General features: G+C 43.9%; 13 protein-coding genes. 4 read left to right on the top strand and 9 right to left on the bottom strand.

Annotated elements, in window-relative coordinates; all coding sequences use genetic code 11:
• Positions 1 to 98: 98 nt before the first annotated feature.
• Positions 99 to 1,364: an exosporium glycoprotein BclB-related protein gene (locus tag MKY24_RS03420; protein WP_339201416.1), complete on the top strand. Its 1,266-nt coding sequence runs from the start codon at positions 99 to 101 to the stop codon at positions 1,362 to 1,364.
• Between the two features lie 72 nt (positions 1,365 to 1,436).
• Here the strand turns inward: MKY24_RS03420 and nirD are convergent, their stop codons facing one another.
• From nirD to MKY24_RS03380, 8 genes are all read right to left on the bottom strand, one after another.
• A complete protein-coding gene (gene nirD / locus MKY24_RS03415; protein ID WP_023986899.1) occupies positions 1,437 to 1,766 on the bottom strand; it encodes a nitrite reductase small subunit NirD in 330 nt (109 codons plus the stop codon).
• A gap of 39 nt (positions 1,767 to 1,805) precedes the next feature.
• On the bottom strand, positions 1,806 to 4,235 hold the full coding sequence (gene nirB / locus MKY24_RS03410; RefSeq protein WP_339201415.1) for a nitrite reductase large subunit NirB: 2,430 nt from the start codon (positions 4,233 to 4,235) through the stop codon (positions 1,806 to 1,808).
• A 259-nt stretch (positions 4,236 to 4,494) separates the two neighbouring features.
• Positions 4,495 to 5,166: a DUF4867 family protein gene (locus tag MKY24_RS03405; RefSeq protein ID WP_023986897.1), complete on the bottom strand. Its 672-nt coding sequence runs from the start codon at positions 5,164 to 5,166 to the stop codon at positions 4,495 to 4,497.
• Complete coding sequence (locus tag MKY24_RS03400) at positions 5,163 to 7,022, bottom strand: beta-glucoside-specific PTS transporter subunit IIABC (protein WP_068941344.1); 1,860 nt, start codon at positions 7,020 to 7,022, stop codon at positions 5,163 to 5,165. The genes MKY24_RS03405 and MKY24_RS03400 overlap by 4 nt, the downstream gene beginning before the upstream one ends.
• Positions 7,023 to 7,159: 137 nt before the next feature.
• Positions 7,160 to 8,119, bottom strand: a complete 960-nt coding sequence (locus tag MKY24_RS03395) for a hypothetical protein (protein WP_023986895.1) — start codon at positions 8,117 to 8,119, stop codon at positions 7,160 to 7,162.
• Between the two features lie 42 nt (positions 8,120 to 8,161).
• Positions 8,162 to 8,611, bottom strand: a complete 450-nt coding sequence (gene rpiB, locus MKY24_RS03390; protein WP_023986894.1) for a ribose 5-phosphate isomerase B — start codon at positions 8,609 to 8,611, stop codon at positions 8,162 to 8,164.
• A gap of 19 nt (positions 8,612 to 8,630) precedes the next feature.
• Complete coding sequence (rpe, locus tag MKY24_RS03385; RefSeq protein ID WP_068941342.1) at positions 8,631 to 9,287, bottom strand: ribulose-phosphate 3-epimerase; 657 nt, start codon at positions 9,285 to 9,287, stop codon at positions 8,631 to 8,633.
• 412 nt (positions 9,288 to 9,699) lie between these two features.
• Positions 9,700 to 10,710, bottom strand: a complete 1,011-nt coding sequence (locus MKY24_RS03380) for a LacI family DNA-binding transcriptional regulator (protein ID WP_028541072.1) — start codon at positions 10,708 to 10,710, stop codon at positions 9,700 to 9,702.
• A 232-nt stretch (positions 10,711 to 10,942) separates the two neighbouring features.
• Here MKY24_RS03380 and MKY24_RS03375 point away from each other — a divergent pair, with 232 nt between their 5' ends.
• From MKY24_RS03375 to MKY24_RS03365, 3 genes are read left to right on the top strand one after another with little or no spacing between them, the layout of a single operon-like run.
• Entirely contained in the window at positions 10,943 to 12,622 is a 1,680-nt protein-coding gene (locus MKY24_RS03375) for a spore germination protein (protein WP_339201414.1), read from the top strand.
• A gap of 24 nt (positions 12,623 to 12,646) precedes the next feature.
• Entirely contained in the window at positions 12,647 to 13,750 is a 1,104-nt protein-coding gene (locus tag MKY24_RS03370; RefSeq protein ID WP_068941337.1) for a GerAB/ArcD/ProY family transporter, read from the top strand.
• Complete coding sequence (locus MKY24_RS03365; protein WP_023986889.1) at positions 13,743 to 14,936, top strand: Ger(x)C family spore germination protein; 1,194 nt, start codon at positions 13,743 to 13,745, stop codon at positions 14,934 to 14,936. The genes MKY24_RS03370 and MKY24_RS03365 overlap by 8 nt, the downstream gene beginning before the upstream one ends.
• 113 nt (positions 14,937 to 15,049) lie before the next feature.
• On the opposite strand, the gene MKY24_RS03360 is transcribed toward MKY24_RS03365, so the two are convergent.
• Positions 15,050 to 17,092, bottom strand: a complete 2,043-nt coding sequence (locus MKY24_RS03360; protein WP_071559339.1) for a serine hydrolase domain-containing protein — start codon at positions 17,090 to 17,092, stop codon at positions 15,050 to 15,052.
• Between the last annotated feature and the right edge of the window lie 32 nt (positions 17,093 to 17,124).

The following is a 17,124-nucleotide window of genomic DNA, read 5'->3' as shown; positions in this document are numbered from 1 at the left end:
TCGCTTCAGTAAATATATTATGAATATCTGCGAAGCGGGGCGATGAACCACCTATCACCTCTACAGTAGGAAGAATGATAAGGAGGAGATATTTGAGCATGAAACATAAAAAACCGTTCAGGTTCAGTGGTGCTTCAAAAAAAGACGAAGACTGTAAACCAACAAGAGTAAATAAAAGTATCGAAGCTCTTCTCAGACTGATTAATGAATTGACCGCGATCATCCCCGTCGTATTCGCAAACCCCTCTGCGGCTAATGTATCTTCCTTGCAACAGATTTTAAGACGTTTGTTGTCTCTGGCGAAAAGCTTAAGACTTAGAGGCGGGGTTAAGGCAGACTTGCTGGCAGCGCTGGAGCTTGCTATTGTTGCGTTAGAAGCTACACCTTTCTCTCCGATCGGCGTAGGTACTGCACTGCAACAATTGCTGGATGCCCTATTGTCCATCGTTTTACAAGAATCCCTTGATCCTGCTCTTAAAGACAGCTTAATCAGCGCGATCAGAATCGCTGGAACGACGGTTAGCAACGCATTAGGTGAAACATACTTGTCAGGGGAGTCCGGTGCACAAGGACCTCCTGGACCTGTGGGACCCGGCGGTGCGCCTGGACCCGCAGGTGGACCAGGGCCACAAGGGCCTCCCGGACCTATCGGCGCCGCTGGACCTATCGGAGCACCCGGACCTGTTGGCCCTGCCGGGCCCGTGGGGCCTGCGGGGCCCATTGGAGCGGCTGGACCTGTTGGCGCCGCCGGGCCTATCGGGGCCGCTGGACCGGAAGGCCCGGCCGGACCTGTCGGCGCCACGGGTGTTACGGGCGTTACAGGGATTACCGGAGCCACCGGCTCGGGAGCCATCATCCCGTTTGCTTCAGGAGGACCTGCTATACTGACAACTGTTCTTGGCGGAGTGGTAGGAACCACAAGTTTGATCGGCTTTGGGAGCTCAGCAACAGGTATTAGCCTCGTAGGGGGGGGCATAGACCTGACAGGTACACTTGTAGGACCTCTGATTAACTTTGCTTTTTCCGTACCACGGGATGGCGTAATTACATCTATTGCTGGTTACTTCAGTACAACAGCTGCATTAACTCTCGTGGGTTCAACTGCGACAATTACTGCCCAGCTGTTTAGTTCCCCAACACCTAATAACACTTTCACAGCAGTTCCGGGAGCTATCGTTACATTGGCCCCTCCACTGAATGGCATTGTTGCTTTGGGAACGACCTCTAGCGGCATTACTACTGGTTTGGCTATCCCCGTAACCGCACAGACTCGTCTGCTCCTTGTCTTCTCTGCAACAGCTACGGGACTTTCCCTCGTAAACACTATCGTAGGTTATGCAAGCGCAGGCGTTACCATTACCTGATCCAAGACGAAAAAAGGGCCCCACAGGATTGTTCCTGTCGAGCCCTTTTTTATTTGTATTCCATCAGACGAACTAAACCGTTTCGAACGATATTTTTACTTCTTCTCCCTCTTCACAAACGGCGAACGTTTTAATTTGTCCGTGATCAGGCTCTTGAACGATGCCCGTCTGCAGATCAATTTTCCAGTCATATAAAGGATCATAGATATAATGACCAGATACTATAGCCTCTGTAAGAGGACCTCCTTTGGGATGAGGACTGCTATTTTCAACGGCATAAAGCTCATTCTCCGAAGTGCGGAAAACAGCAATTTCAGTACCTTTGATATGGATGGTACGCCCTATTCTGATCGGAAAATCCTTACTATGACCGACGACAAGCCATTCGGCATTTTTGATCATTTGTTTGATCGCTCCCTTCCTCAGGCATTTTAGATACAATTACACAATAGACGGGGTGACAACCTCGAATAAATTTTTGCGTGAATCCTCATCATTGATGATCTTTTTCCAAGGGTCTTCGACCTGTTGTAATGCAAATTCGATGCGTTCTACTAAAGCTTGTCGATGATCTGTATCATGAACGACAGCCTTCTGAATCTCCTCCAGACCGATCCGTTCCACCCACTCCGAAGTACGTTCCAGGTATTGTCCTGTTTCCCGGTAGAGTTGCATTACGCTTCCTACAATATCAATCAACTCGGCGTCGGTTTTTACTTTACAGAGTGAATCAGCCAACCGCGCTTTAATACCGCCATTACCACCGATAAAGATCTCCCAGCCCCCATCATTACCTACGATTCCGATATCTTTGGTACATGATTCCGCACAGTTGCGTGGACATCCATTAACCGCTAATTTGAATTTTGCCGGGAAATCCAGTCGTTCGAATTTCCGTTCCAACACTTCTCCCATTCCCATCGAGTCCTGTGTGCCAAACCGGCAAAATTGTGATCCAACACAGGTTTTAACTGTACGAAGTGACTTCGCGTAGGCATATCCCGACGGCATATCGAGTTCTTCCCATACTTTAGGCAGATCCTCTTTACGGACACCGATCAAATCAAGCCGCTGTCCTCCTGTTACTTTAACGACCTTAACGTTGTATTTAAGAGAAACATCTGCTATCTTCTTCAAATCTTCTGGGGTCGTTACACCACCGTACATTCTAGGAACAACTGTAAACGTTCCATCCTTTTGAATGTTCGCGTGCAATCGCTCATTTACAAAACGGGAATCTCCCTCATTTTCATAGGTATCCGGGTTAATCATTCCCAGATAGTAATTCAGCGCTGGCCGACATTTGGAGCATCCTTCATCATTATGCCAACCCAGTACATTCATAACTTCACGCGTTGTTGTCAGCCCTTTGGTTTTGATCGCTTCCACAATCTCGTCCCGACTCAAAGTTGTGCAGCCACATATTCCTTGCTTGGCTGACGTCTTGAAGCTGTCTCCAAGAACGTACTGCAGAATTTGCTCTACAACCGGCTTACACCCTCCACAGGAACGCGTTGCTCCGGTACATGCCTTAATTTCATCGACTGTGGTCAGTCCATTATCATTAATCGCATCCACAATCGTCTTTTTGGTTACACCGTTACAGCCACAGACAATTTCATCATCAGCCATCGTTTCAGCGGATAATGATTTCGCCCCGTCCTTGCTGCATCCAGTACCCATGATCTGTCCATATATCTCATCAGTCATCAACGTTTGCTGACGCACATATTTTTGAAGGCTAGCAGATTCGCTCACATCGCCAAACAGTACAGTTCCTACAATCTTATTTTCACGAAGCAGCACTTTTTTGTATGTGCGCTTCCACTCATCCTTTGCAACAATCACCGTATGTTCAGGCTGGGTTATGAATTCGCCAGCTGAGAAAACATCCACCCCTGAAATTTTGAGCTTGGTGGAAACCACCGATCCCATATAACCTTCAGTATCCGCACCTGCCAAATGTTTGGAAATTACACTCCCCTGTTCAAACAGCGGAGCTACCAAGCCGTAACAGGTTCCGCGGTGTTCAACACATTCCCCTACAGCATATACATCCGGCACGGAGGTTCTCATCAAATCATCGACTACAATACCACGGTTCGTTTCCATGCCACTTTGCACAGCCACCTGAATATTAGGTTTGATCCCGACGGCCATAACGACCAAATCCGCTTCCAGCTCGCTTCCGTCTGAAAACCGCAGTCCTTGTACCCGATCTTGACCGTACACCTCCGCAGTTTGCATTTGCATAGCAAACTTGATTCCCTGGCGTTCTAGTTCTGTTTTCAGCATCGCAGAGGCTTCCCGGTCCAGCTGGCGTTCCATCAAATCCTCCATTAAATGAACGACCGTAACATCCATACCCAGGTTGACCAAGCCTTTAGCTGCTTCCAGCCCCAATAGGCCTCCACCAATGACAGCTGCCTTTTTAAAGGTCTTTGCTGCCTCAAGCATTGCCGAGCAATCGGCGATATCTCGGAAACCGATGACACCCGGTAATTCTTTACCCGGAATAGGCAGAATAAATGATTGTGAACCAGTAGCTACCAAAGCTACATCATAATCAATTTCCAGTCCGTCTTCGGTGCGAATCTTCTTGTTCTCACCGTCAATGCTTTTCACCATTTTTCCTGTATATAAAGTAATCCCTTGATCCGCGTACCATTGCAAATCGTTCAGTATGATATCATCAATCGTTTTACTACCTTCCAACACATAAGAGAGCATGATCCTGTTATAGTTCGGATGCGGCTCATTTCCCAGGACCGTAATTTCATACTTATCCGTTAATTTCAAAATTTGTTCGACCGTATTGATACCAGCCATCCCGTTCCCTATAACCACAAGTTTTTGTTTACTGTTTATCATATACCGGTTCCTCCATTCATTCGACGATGCTTCCTATCCGACGACATCTCCTACGTTCCTATGAATATTGCTTATGCTTCTATTTTAATGCAGCAGATAGAGCTATATGTGATTAGAATCACAATGTAGTTCAAATTAAAAATATTTAGGGATTTCCCTATTCTGCTTCAAGGGATAAAGGTAAGCAGCTGAAATTGAGTTAAAAAAAAGGACCAGCTAGCTGGTCCCTTAGTTTAATTTATGAATGATGGACTTTGACTCAAATGGGAGAAATATTCAGCAACTTCCCGTGCAGCCCGGGATGGACGCCAGCCGCGATTTTTTCCATCTGTGTACTATGAACCATAAGAAATTTATTTTTCTTAGTCAGCAGTAGGTTCCCCCGGCTACCTTCTCCCGCTTCAAGTGGCATATTCGTTCCTGCCGGAAGGATCACAATCGTCAAATATCCTTCACTGTCAACTTTACAGGGAGCATAATGAAGTGTCGTTGAATATATCTCGACAACCGTGTTTTTAGGCTGAAAAAACACCTGAACATTTGCACTGTCATAGGAATTGTCCTCAATGTCCTGTACTCTGCCGACAAGATGAATACAGTCTGTAGCGGCAATCACCACCTCGCTGCCCTGATGATATTCCAGCCCGGTCAGACCCGTATTCTGACCTGCGCAAAAACCAGCCTGAATTGGAAGTTGGCCGTACACCTCATCTTGAATCCGGTGAATTACACCGAAGTCTTCGAGTTCTGCGACCGAAGGTACATAATGGTTTCCCTGATCGGGTACGCTGGTCGTTTCTTTTGCATACTTGATAAGCTCTGTGGTATTAAAATGAGGCAGCAGCCTTCCATACGGGCGGAATGCTTCGCTCATTACCTCATAAATAACCAAAGGTGCATTGATTTGATTTAGTCTTTCCGTAGTCTTCATAGCTTGACCTCCAGCAATGAATCTCCTGTGTACACTCGGTTATTTCCCAGCACCTTAACGTCAGAGTATTCGGCTGTATTCGTCACAATAATCGGTGTAGTCATGTCATAGCCCAGAGCTTTAATTGCTCCAATATCAAACTCGACCAGCAGTTGACCTTTGGTAACCCGATCCCCTTCTGAGATATGCGTTTTAAAATGCTGTCCTTTCAACTTGACGGTGTCCATACCGATGTGAACCAAGATCTCCGTTCCTCCATCCGATACAATACCAATCGCATGGCCTGTACGGAAGGCATTAGCTATAGTTCCGTTGAATGGAGAGAGCAGTTTGCCATCCTCAGGCACAATAGCAACGCCTTTACCCATGGCTCCAGTAGAGAACACTTCATCAGATATCTCGGATAACGGTTTGACAGTACCCGTCAGCGGGCTGGAAATATTCTCGTTCGTTAGCGCAGGAGCTGGGGTTGCAGCTTCTTTCTTCTCTTCATGGACTGCAATCATTTCTGTTTCCATGGAATCATTAAATCCAAAGAAATACGTGGTAATGGCTGTGAATATATAAGCTACGATAATGGCAATTACGAATCCGGCAAATCCTGTGCCGAAGAATATCGGCAGGGATGCCAAGCCCGGTATACCTGGAGCAATTGCCACGGAACCCGCCGCACCTGTGATTGCCCCGGCGATAGCGCCCCCGATAATAGCCCATACGAACGGTTTTTTGTAGCGGATACTAATCCCGTAGATGATCGGTTCCGTGATGCCAAACAAACCTGTTATCGCTGCAGGCCCGGCAATCGCTCTCACTTTTGGATTTCTGGTTTTAAGGAATACACCCAGTGCCGCACCTGCTTGTGCAAAGTTAGAAGGCGCAAATAATGGTTTCAAAGTATCATGACCGTATACCGCAATGTTATTGTACATGATAGGAATAAACGCCCAGTGGAGCCCCATAACAACTAACATCTGCCACCCGGCACCTACAATGACTCCCGCTACAATCGGACTCAAATTGTATAAGAAAGTGTAACCCTTAGCCAGCCCCAAGCTCGCATATATTCCAATTGGTCCAACCGCAATCAGAGTCAAGGGAACAATGACCATCAGACAGATAAGTGGCGTTATAAAATTTTTCACGCTATCATGAATTACTCTATTCAGGAATTTCTCAAGAATGGATAGCAACCAAACCGCGATAATCACTGGAATAACCGAAGAAGTATAACTCATAAGAACAACAGGAATATTGAAGAACGAAATATCCGTTTTATCGTTATACAAAGTAATAATATTCGGATACACCAGAGCCCCTGCTACCGCAAGCGCAACAAAGGTATTGGCTCCAAATTTCTTCGAAGAGGTCACAGCAATCGCGATCGGCAGGAAATAAAAGATACTGTCTGCGGCAGCGAACCAGATCGAATAGACACCACCTGTTTTGGTGAGCCATCCTAACGAGACGAGCATTAATAAAAGCCCTTTCAAAATCCCCGAAGCTGCCAGTGCCCCCAAAAATGGTGTAAAAATACCGGAAATAATGTCCACCGTTTTGTTGAACCAGTTGCCTTCAGGAGCAGCGGATGCATTCGATTTGTCGTCATCTCCAAGGCTACTGATCTTTAAAATGTCTTTATATACGTCCCCTACCGTATTTCCAATGACCACTTGATATTGTCCACCGTTTTCAACAACTGTAATAACCCCGGGAATATTTTGTGTTTGGTTCTTGTCGGCCTGATCCCTGCTATTTAATTTAAATCTTAACCGAGTGGCACAATGCACCAAGCTAGAGACATTTCCTTCTCCGCCAACGGACGCTAAAATGTCTTTTGCCAGTTTTTCATCGGACATACTGCTCGCTCCTTTAATCCTCATTTGGCATCTATGAAAGTAAACGTTTACATTGATGGTGGTAATTCAAAGACTCTACGCGCACTCCAAGGAGTACGAAAAGAATATAGAGTCTCTGAATTACACGGGGTCAATCGTTACCGGCTTCTTCCTACCATTCTCTTGATTGTATGTCTGCGTCCTTTAATGGACAGCGCAAGCTGGTATACGTTCTCAGGAAGAGGTGTTCCTGCATAACCACCATCTCCAATGGCATGAATATCCGCGCCCGTCTGTTTCATCATGAGTGCGATCCAGGCAATCGTTTGAACATCTGCCCCTTCAACTGAGCTGTTCAGGAAAGAAAGAGCAAGCGTTCCGGGTTTATATGAATGGACAAATTCTACACATTGTCTGACGTGCTCCACTGTAATACCATGTCTGGAGCCAGGTGCAGGCAACGTAATAACGTCAGCACCAGAATCGATCAAGTCTTTAATAATTTCATTGGAAGGTCTCTCGCTCAGTGGATCACCCAATACTTTCTCAATGGTTCCGTCTTCCCATTTTCCGGCGCAGATCAGGATTTTGTCTCCCAGTGTTTCTTTTGCCAGCTTGGTAGCCTCAATGATCCGTTCAAAGGTTGTACCTGCGGAAGGATTTCCTCCCAATACGATAAAGTCAGCTCCAATCTCTAAGGCACGCAGGAAGTTCTCTCTGGAAGCGATTCTTCCTTCTTTGGCCTCCACATATTGTTCTCCCGCAACCTGAGCATCCGGGCTTGGACACTCAAAATAAATACCGAGCGGAACACCGGCCCATTCCTTGATTTGCTTCAGGCTATACGGCTTATCAGCCAGCTTGCCATGCTTCATTTCACGCAATCCGATATTGGATTCTTCCTTGATCATATCAAAGCCATTCAGCATAACCATATCTGCGCCGTAAGCTGCTTGGATCTCCGCATTGGTAACGCCATCGACCAGGCCGGAATTCAGCATCACATGATGCTGTCCCATAATGACGCGCCCTTCAGAAGCCAGAATGGATTCTTTTAGATCTGCTGCGCTAAATTTCAAAATATCCGTTTTCGTGCTTGCGATTAATCTTTTTGCCAATGTAATCTCCTCCAAGTCATTTATGTTTTAAGTGGTCGTTCGTCAGCACAAATGCTGTTCCTCGATGTCGGATATCATCTTGATGCGGTCGCCATGGCGTCCTCCTTCAAACTCAGCCTCCAGCCATGATTTCACTATCATTTTCGCCAATTCGCTTCCGACGACACGTGCACCGAATGCAAGAACATTTGTATTGTTGTGCTGCTTGGACAACTGTGCAGAATAAGGCTCGCTGCATACTACAGCCCGAATTCCCTTGACTTTGTTGGCCGAGATGGATATTCCCACGCCTGTGCCGCAAATCAGAATGCCTGCGTCAGCCTGCTTTCCGACCACAGCCTCTGCAACGAGCTTTCCATACTTCGGATAGTCGGTTCTTTCTGAAGTTTGCGGTCCATAGTCCATGACCTCATGACCCAGTTCATTAAGATAAGTTGAAATCGTCGTTTTAAGCTCTACAGCCACATGGTCGCTACCGATGGCAATTTTCATGGCTTTATTCCTCCCCGAATTAGATATTTTTTAATCTGTTAATGATGGTTTTGTAAGATTCTTCTTTACCAAACAAAGTGGATGTCCCCAGTACGAATCCTTCAACCCCGTAGTGTGCCAATTCGTTGATCTTCTCTTCGGAGATAGCCCCATCAACCACGATTGTATAATTCAATCCCTTTTCGTGTTTAAAAGCTTGCAGCGCTTTAATCTTGTCGTTCACGAAGGGTAAATATTTTTGCCCTGCAAAACCCGGATTTACGGTCATGACCAACACATAGTCAACCATGCCAAGTAAAGGTTCTACTGCAGCAATGGCTGTCCCCGGATTAAGAGCGATTCCCGCTTTTACCCCTCTTCCAACAATTCGGTCAATGGTGCGCGTCGGGTGCATATCGGCCTCCGGGTGAAAATAAATGATGTCTGCACCCTTATCGGCAAATAAATCAATATAGGCGGAAGGGTTGTCTATCATCAGATGTACATCCATTGTTTTTTGGGTTTGTTTACGGATAAACTCCAAATCCTGAAGCCCCATTCCGAAATTAGGGACAAATCTACCATCCATAATATCAATATGATAAATATCCACATTGGCTTCTTCCAGCGCGTTTACTTCATGTTCCAAGGAGCTGAAATTAGCGCACATCATGGAAGGACATAATAACATACTCATTCATAATCACCCTTCTTCTAAAATAGAGTAAACGATTACTCAAACGACATAATCTGTTTAACATTTTCCAAAAAGCAGCAGTTGATCTTTATGCCCTTTGGTATTGAATAAATCAGTAGAGAAAACGTTTACCCATTGAAAAAAATAACAACAGTTCATGGCTCGAACTCCATCACTTGTTGGTTTCTCACACATCATATGGATTCTGACTCTCTTGGGTAAACGATTACATTCAACATAATTAAAGTTATCATTTTCTGATATTGTTGTCAAACCATTTTTTTGTTGGATATTAAACGGGAAAGTTTACAGCATAATAGAGCACAGCTCGACCATCTTACTCTGGAGAGGTAAAACAGTACCTATGCTCACCTCTCCCTTGGCTAATGCAAGATGATATCTGACCACGAAACTAGGTGGTACTGCGTTGTATCAATCGTACTGGGATGGAATAATGCTGCTCTTGTTCCATCTTGTCTCCACTCAGCATACGAAGCAGCATACTGGAAGCTTTATCTGCAAGTGTTTCTTTATCCTGTTCAATTGTAGTCAATGGTGGATTACAGTATTGGGAAATTGTGTCATTATCAAAACCCACTATCTTGACTTCACCGGGGACCTGTACTCCGAATTTCTGTAACGCCAGTAATCCGCCCAAAGCCAACCAGTCATTAGTTGCAAAAATACCGTCAAACCGCAGTCCTTTTTCCAAGACATGTTTAATAGCAGCCTGTGCGGTCTCCAGAGTAGGCCCATCATTGCGAACTGCAACCAAGTGGTCCTCGGATGGATGCAGTCCATGCTTTTGCAGAGCATCTTTATACCCGTACAGACGCTCATTAACAGAGGATAGATTGTTTTGCTTGGTCAACAGCAAAATTTCCTTGCAGCCTTTGTTAATCAGCTCCTCTGTCGCCAAAAATCCACCCTCATAATGATTGGACTCAATAAAAGCTACGTTCGTATTAATCTTTGGTCGTCGGTCAATACATACAATCGGAATGGGACGTTTAAGCAATTCCGCAGAAAGCTCCTCCTGACCCGAAATGCAGATCAGACCATCTACCATTTTTCCATCCAAAGTTTTCAAATATTCTCGTTCCTTCTCCGCATCTTTAGCAGTATTACATATAATGGTAGAATATCCTTGTTTAAAAAAGAAGCTTTCCACTTTTTGTACAATGACTGAAAAAAATTCATTATTAATATCCGGCACCAAAACGCCAATCGTCTGTGATTTACTCATCCGCAGGCTTTTGGCGATGCTGTTAGTCTCATATTGGTACTTTTGGATTACTTCAACAACCTTCTGCCGTGTTTCCTCAGAGAAGCGACCATTCTCGTTAATCACACGGGAAACCGTAGCTACAGAAACTCCACTTAACCTGGCAATATCCTTTATGGACACTTGATTTTTTTTCATATTATTTCCCTCAAATAATTATATTGAGTAAACGTTCTCCTGATTGGAGATTAACATAATCCTAATATGGGTGTCAACTGACACACTAGCATAGAAAGAGTTTTCCGCCAAAATACGAAGAGACCACAAGTCAACATACCATTTAATGAGTAAATACAACCTTTATAAGGAATACTTTAGGAACAACTTGTATCTTAAGGAAAAATGAATTAATCGTATGGAGGTGATCATCATGTGGTCTAAAATAATTTCTTATATTCCAAGCTGGAGTACACTCTTTCAAGCAGGCCTCGCGTTGATTATTCCTTTAGGAATTTTTTATATAAACACATCGATTTATTCGTTTGTCGGCAGTAAAGGGTCAAAATCCAAACATTCTTCTGATCATCCGCTTTCCGACGAACATAACGAAGGCCACGCTGATCAGCAGCATGAACCAAGCTCCAAAATTACAGGGAATTACGATTCCGACTTAAAGTCGATCCAAGAAGCTATAGGCGAAAATAGTGATGTGCATTTTCGTGAGTTTGTAGTAAAGAAATATCATGCACGGTCCGTTTTAGTCTTCATAGATGGTATGCAGGATGAAAAGCTAATGAGCAAGCAGGTATTGGAGGTCTTGATGTTTGACGGCCAGCAGGCCCCACAGGAACAGCAGGAAAGTATAAATAGCTCTTTTATAAAAGAAAGCTTGATGCCGCTTACGCAAATTAGTGAAGTTGCTGATATGGAGGACCTGCAAGAGTCTATACTTTTAGGGCATACTGCCTTATTAATTGAAGGAATGAAGGGAGCACTGCTGGTAGGCTCGCCTAATGGCGCCATTCGCTCCGTCAATGAACCAACCTCTGAAGCATTACTTCGGGGTCCCAGGATCGGTTTTACGGAGGTATTAAGTGAAAATACTTCGATGCTTCGACGCCAAGGCATAAACAAAAGTCTGGAAATGAAGAAATTCCAAGTGGGAAGCCGAATCAAAAAAGATCTGGTTGTCGCGTACATCAAGGATATTGTGAATCCGGATCTCCTCAAAGAAGTAAACAGCAGAATTTCAAAAATAGACATGGACTTTTTAGCTGAATCCGGTTATGTGGAGCAACTTATTGAAGACAATTATTTAAGTCCGTTCCAGCAGGCTCACAACACTGAGCGCCCCGACCGTGTCATAAGTGCTTTGTTGGAAGGAAGAGTAGCGATTCTGCTGGATGGTACTCCCTTTGCACTTATTGTTCCGGTGACCTTCAGTATGCTACTCCAATCTCCCGAGGACTATTATGAGCGCTGGATTCCAGGGACACTTTTACGCGTGTTACGATTTTGCGGAGCTTTTATAGCGCTTATGGGTCCTGCTTTATATATCTCTTTCATATCGTTTCATCCCGGTTTGATTCCAACCAAGCTGATTATTAGCATCATCGAGACCCGTCAAGGCGTTCCTTTTCCATCTGTCATAGAAGTTATGATTCTGGAAATCTCTATCGAAATCCTGCGGGAAGCCGGCATACGATTGCCCAAACCTATCGGTCCTGCCATGGGCATTGTGGGAGGCTTAGTCATCGGCGATGCTGCTGTCAATGCGGGCATTGTTAGCCCGTTCCTGGTGATTGTGGTTTCGGTTACTGCCATCTCTTCGTTTTCGATACCGACATATAGTGCGGGCATTACCTTGCGTCTTTTGCGTTTCGTCGGCATGCTATTTGCAGCAATCCTGGGCATGTTTGGAACCGTATTGTTCTTTCTGTTAATTTGTATCCATCTGACGAAATTAAAAAGCTTTGGCGTACCGTATGTGACTCCCTTCTCCCCTATGCGTCCAAGCGACTGGAAGGATGTGTACATTCGAGCCCCTATATCTCTGATGAAACGAAGACCCGTTATGATGAAAACTCAGCAAAGCAAGCGCAAATCATAGCACCCGGAGGAAGGAGGAAGGATTGTGTTTAGACGTTCTGATGATAAGATTACATCCAAACAGGCGGCAGTATTCCTGACCAATACGGTATTGGGCGCAGGGATTTTGACACTGCCAAGAGGTGTAACTGAAACGGTAAAGACTCCGGATGCATGGCTCTCTGTCCTGCTTGGCGGATGTATTGTCATATTAGTGGTGTTGCTCATGGTAAAATTAAGCCAACAATTTCCCGGAAACACTGTGTATCAATACTCCAGGAGAATCGTCGGTATCATTCCAGGAGGATTTTTAAGTCTATTATTAATCATATACTTTATCATCATCGCTGGCTTTGAGATTCGTGTTTTAGCTGAAGTGACGATTTATTTTTTGCTTGAAGGGACACCCATATGGGCGATTGTGATTCCATTCATCTGGGTGGGAAGTTATCTGGTTTTTGGAGGTATTAATCCCATTGCGCGGTTATACCAGATTGTACTCCCGATCAGTCTCTTCTTTTTACTCATCTGTTTTGTCCTTAGCCTAAGGATCTTTGAAATTGACCATCTTCGTCCTGTATTGAGTAGCGGTATTCTTCCAGTAGTTAAGGGGCTAAAGTCGACTGTCCTTGTTTTCACTGGATGTGAAGTCATCATGACACTGGTCGCTTTCTTGCAGTACCCTGAAAAAGCCATAAAGGCCATGGTAGTGGGAATCAGCATCCCTTGGGTATTATACTTTTTGACAGTAGTTATGGTAGTCGGCGGGTTATCGGTGGACTCTACTATGACAAGTACCTGGCCCACCATTAATTTAATGCGCAGCTTTGAAATCTCCGGATTTCTTTTTGAACGTCTTGAGTTTCCGTTGCTGGTAATCTGGATGATGCAAATGTTTTGTAATTTCTGCAGTTTTTTCTTCAATGCATCCTTAGGTGTCTCACAGGTATTTGGCCTTAAATATCGTTATGCGATTTTTGGCTTAATCCCAATTATCTTTATCTCCACAATGACTCCTGTTCGTATGATGGAAGTGTTTAGCCTAGGCGATGCGATCGGATACATGGGAATCATTTTATTTTTTCTGGTTCCGGTACTTCTCTCCATCGTTTTCATGATCAGGAAGAAGGGAATGAAGCAAAATGTATAGGCAACAAATCCTATCTTTGCTGCTTGCCTTCATTCTCCTGGTAACTCAAGCCGGTTGCTGGAGCAGCAGAGAAATAGAAGAACTAAGCATGTATACAGGACTGGCTCTGGATAAGGGTGAGCCCAGCACAGTGGAAAAGGACCTGGAAAAGGAAGGCAGCCGTTACTTCAAGAAAAATAAAATTACTGCCACTGTGCAAATCGTCCCCAAAAAGACTTTTGGAAACACGGCAAAACAAGGTGGTGGACAAGGGCCAAACTATATTAATATAGCTGCCACCGGGGATTCTTTACTTGAAATCTTCCGGCAATTATCCCTCCGTCTGGATCGCCCGATTATTGGTCACCATCTAAAGGTCATGGTGGTTTCCACCAAATTGGCAGAACAACAGACGATGCAGCAATTGATGGATTTTGTGCTTCGTGATAATGATATTCGTCCGAGTTGTTTTGTTTTCTTAAGTAAGGAACGTGCAGCTGATACCTTAGTTACCAAATATAAGGACGAGGTCCCATCCATTCATATTCTGTATATGCTTCGTAATCATTTCAGAACCAGCAAGGTGATGAGGGGAGTCAATTTGTCTGAATTGGATGGGTTGATGCACTCCAAAAAAAGCTATATATTGCAAAACATTTCTGAATCCGATGGGGAATTAGAATTTTCGGGTGCTGGTGTTATTAAAGGAGACACCGGTCACTGGATCGGTAGTTTGGGACAACAAGACGTAGAGAGCATTGCATGGATTAAAGGTGATGTTGAGGGCGGAGCTGTCAAAACGTATGACAAGCGGAATGAAGCTATAACTTATGAGATCAAATCGGTAAAAAGCAAAATAACAGCGAAGGTGACCGAGGGTAACGATATCTCGTTTCACGTAAAAATTGAATCCAAAGGACGTTTAATCGAAAACTGGGATGAGAAAGTGAACCCGACAGAGACACGAAACATGAAAGAGGCTGAGAAAGAATTTGAAAAAGAAGTGACTAGAAGGATTAAGTCTCTTATGCACAAATTACAATCAGAATATAAAGTCGATGTCGCCAGTTTTGGTGAACGTTTAAATATTGAGCAGCCTCAAGTGTGGAAAAAAGTAAAGGATGATTGGGATTACAAATTCAGCAAAATACCCGTAACCTTCGATATAAAATTATCTATTACGGATTTAGGCTCATCTGCCGAATGAAAGAGTCGAATTGGCCTTATATAAAAGCCAATTCGACTTAAGATTCGCGGTTGTCTTCATAACCATCCAACACTGCAACGGTCGCTCCTGAATTTCCAGAAGCGGCTACACGCTTAATTCAAATTGATTTTAAATCCATCCCCTGCATGGCCACCTAAAACGATCAAGCCACCTTTGGGCAGTACAACCGAATTGTTATTGCTAGCAGTTGAAAATTGTACAACCGCTCCGTTTTCATCATAGACAGCGAAGCCTCCGCTTTTTGGAAAATCAACGGTCATCGTTTTATTGGCTGAGTTTTTATCTATTTTATACCATGTGGCTTGGCCATTAGATGGTATGGTGTACACTGATTTTCCTCCCAAGATAGGTTTAACAGCATCTTCACTGATATAGGATTGTCCATCTATGGTTAAATACTCCGAACCATCCTTGGTATAAAAATTCAGATCAAATGCATCTCTTCCACTCATAACAGGAATCTCAACGGCATTTACTGCTTTATTCTCATCCACAATTTTAGTACCACTTGCGTATCCATCATGATCAACGGATATTTTTTTTGTTATAAATGAGGGGGCCAGATAAAATATGGAAGATATCTTTTCATCCAAAGCATAATAATTTTTCCCGTTTCTATTTTCCCATGCCTTTTTAACTGTAGTATTTAGAGGATTGGCATCAAGCTTTTGATATTCATAAATCACCATAACCATTTGGCCTAATCCCGGAAAGTTTAAATAAATGTTAGCCTTAATATACGTTTTCCCGTTTTTTTGTTTGTCAAAGCTTACGGCTACACTGCCATCACTGCTTTTGAATTGTCCATCACCTGTATACACATATTTTTGCGCCGGGACGAATCCATCCAAAAAAGCAGGTAAATCAAACTCACCGTTTTTAATCTCTACATTGATGGTTGTACCCACAGAACCGTATAATCCCGAATAAGAAAGTAAATCAGATGGCATTTCCACTTTTACAGGAGCCTCAAATGTTTTATCTGGTATGATGTCTTTAATGATGCCCTTATCTTTTAAAACTTCCAATAAAACGTTAGAAGCAAAAATACTATCTAAGATGGAAGACCCTCCAGATGAAAGCACAGCCATAGAAATTTGATGCTCTGGTATGGTGATCAAAGTAGAGTGATACAAAACAGTATCCCCACCCTTGGATAGCGCAGTTATTCCGTAATCACTAAACGGTGCCAACTGAACCGCATCCCAGCCAAGCCCATAATTAAAGCTGTTTGTCTCTTCAGGTACCCATATTCCTTTTCGATATTCATGACTTTGCATGGACTTCGCCGATTGTGCAGATAAAATATCGGGTCTGTTCCCCATTAATACTTCTGAAAACATAGCCACCTCTTCTGCGGTAGAGTATAAGCCCCCTGTCCCGATGACATTGGCATTTTCAACGGGTAAGGCCCCCTCAATCGCAGGAAAATAAGTTTTGGACAGCTTTTGTCTGTCAAACTGATCGAGTGGTGTTTTCGTAGAGTTCAAACCCAAAGGGGCACTAATATGCTTTGCCAGAAATTCGGTATAACTTAGACCACTCACCCGTTCAACCAATATTTCAAGCAATTGAAAACTATCATTACTATATACAGAATATTCACCGGGGTTGGATTTTAAAGTCTCTGATCGTAATCTCAGCAATAGCTCATCATGATTTTCTGTATCATTGTCATTAAATAACATACTATTTTTATAGTGGGCACCGTAAAGACCCGACGAATGATTTAACAGCATACGCGGTGTAATTTGTTTGTATCTTTCATCAGCCATTGTAAAGTCCTTAATGTATGTTGTTAGCGGCTGATCAATATCTACCTTATGGGTATCCACCAGCATCATCGTTGCAGCAGATACATACATTTTGCTTGTAGAGCCTATACCGAACATCGTATCCTTGGTGATTGGCTCGTTGGTTGCTTTATTCTTTACACCCACGCTATCCGATAATACGATGTTTCCATGGTCCCTAATGGCATACTGCACACCGCTAGCACCGTATTTGGATACCAGCTCCGAGGCCAGATTGCGAGCCTTTTCCTTAATGGGTTCAGGATTGTCTTGAGCAAAAGCATTCGTCATCGGCAGTACAAAAAGCATAGCCGAAATGAACACAGCTATTATTTTCTTCATTCCATATTTCCTCCTCTTATGGGTTCCCAGAT

The organism is Paenibacillus sp. FSL P2-0322 (assembly GCF_037975315.1).
GTDB lineage: Bacteria > Bacillota > Bacilli > Paenibacillales > Paenibacillaceae > Paenibacillus > Paenibacillus polymyxa_B.
Note: the sequence above shows the minus strand (reverse complement) of the source record. Positions and strands in the feature narration are given on the sequence as shown.

Bases quoted from the DNA above. Each gene is read 5' to 3' on its own strand.
- rpe (WP_068941342.1), bottom strand. From the start codon at position 9,287: ATGAGTATGTTATTATGTCCTTCCATGATGTGCGCTAATTTCAGCTCC.
- MKY24_RS03405 (WP_023986897.1), bottom strand. From the start codon at position 5,166: ATGAAGACTACGGAAAGACTAAATCAAATCAATGCACCTTTGGTTATT.
- MKY24_RS03420 (WP_339201416.1), top strand. From the start codon at position 99: ATGAAACATAAAAAACCGTTCAGGTTCAGTGGTGCTTCAAAAAAAGAC.
- MKY24_RS03365 (WP_023986889.1), top strand. From the start codon at position 13,743: ATGTATAGGCAACAAATCCTATCTTTGCTGCTTGCCTTCATTCTCCTG.
- nirD (WP_023986899.1), bottom strand. From the start codon at position 1,766: ATGATCAAAAATGCCGAATGGCTTGTCGTCGGTCATAGTAAGGATTTT.
- MKY24_RS03360 (WP_071559339.1), bottom strand. From the start codon at position 17,092: ATGAAGAAAATAATAGCTGTGTTCATTTCGGCTATGCTTTTTGTACTG.
- MKY24_RS03380 (WP_028541072.1), bottom strand. From the start codon at position 10,710: ATGAAAAAAAATCAAGTGTCCATAAAGGATATTGCCAGGTTAAGTGGA.
- MKY24_RS03375 (WP_339201414.1), top strand. From the start codon at position 10,943: ATGTGGTCTAAAATAATTTCTTATATTCCAAGCTGGAGTACACTCTTT.
- rpiB (WP_023986894.1), bottom strand. From the start codon at position 8,611: ATGAAAATTGCCATCGGTAGCGACCATGTGGCTGTAGAGCTTAAAACG.
- nirB (WP_339201415.1), bottom strand. From the start codon at position 4,235: ATGATAAACAGTAAACAAAAACTTGTGGTTATAGGGAACGGGATGGCT.
- MKY24_RS03400 (WP_068941344.1), bottom strand. From the start codon at position 7,022: ATGTCCGATGAAAAACTGGCAAAAGACATTTTAGCGTCCGTTGGCGGA.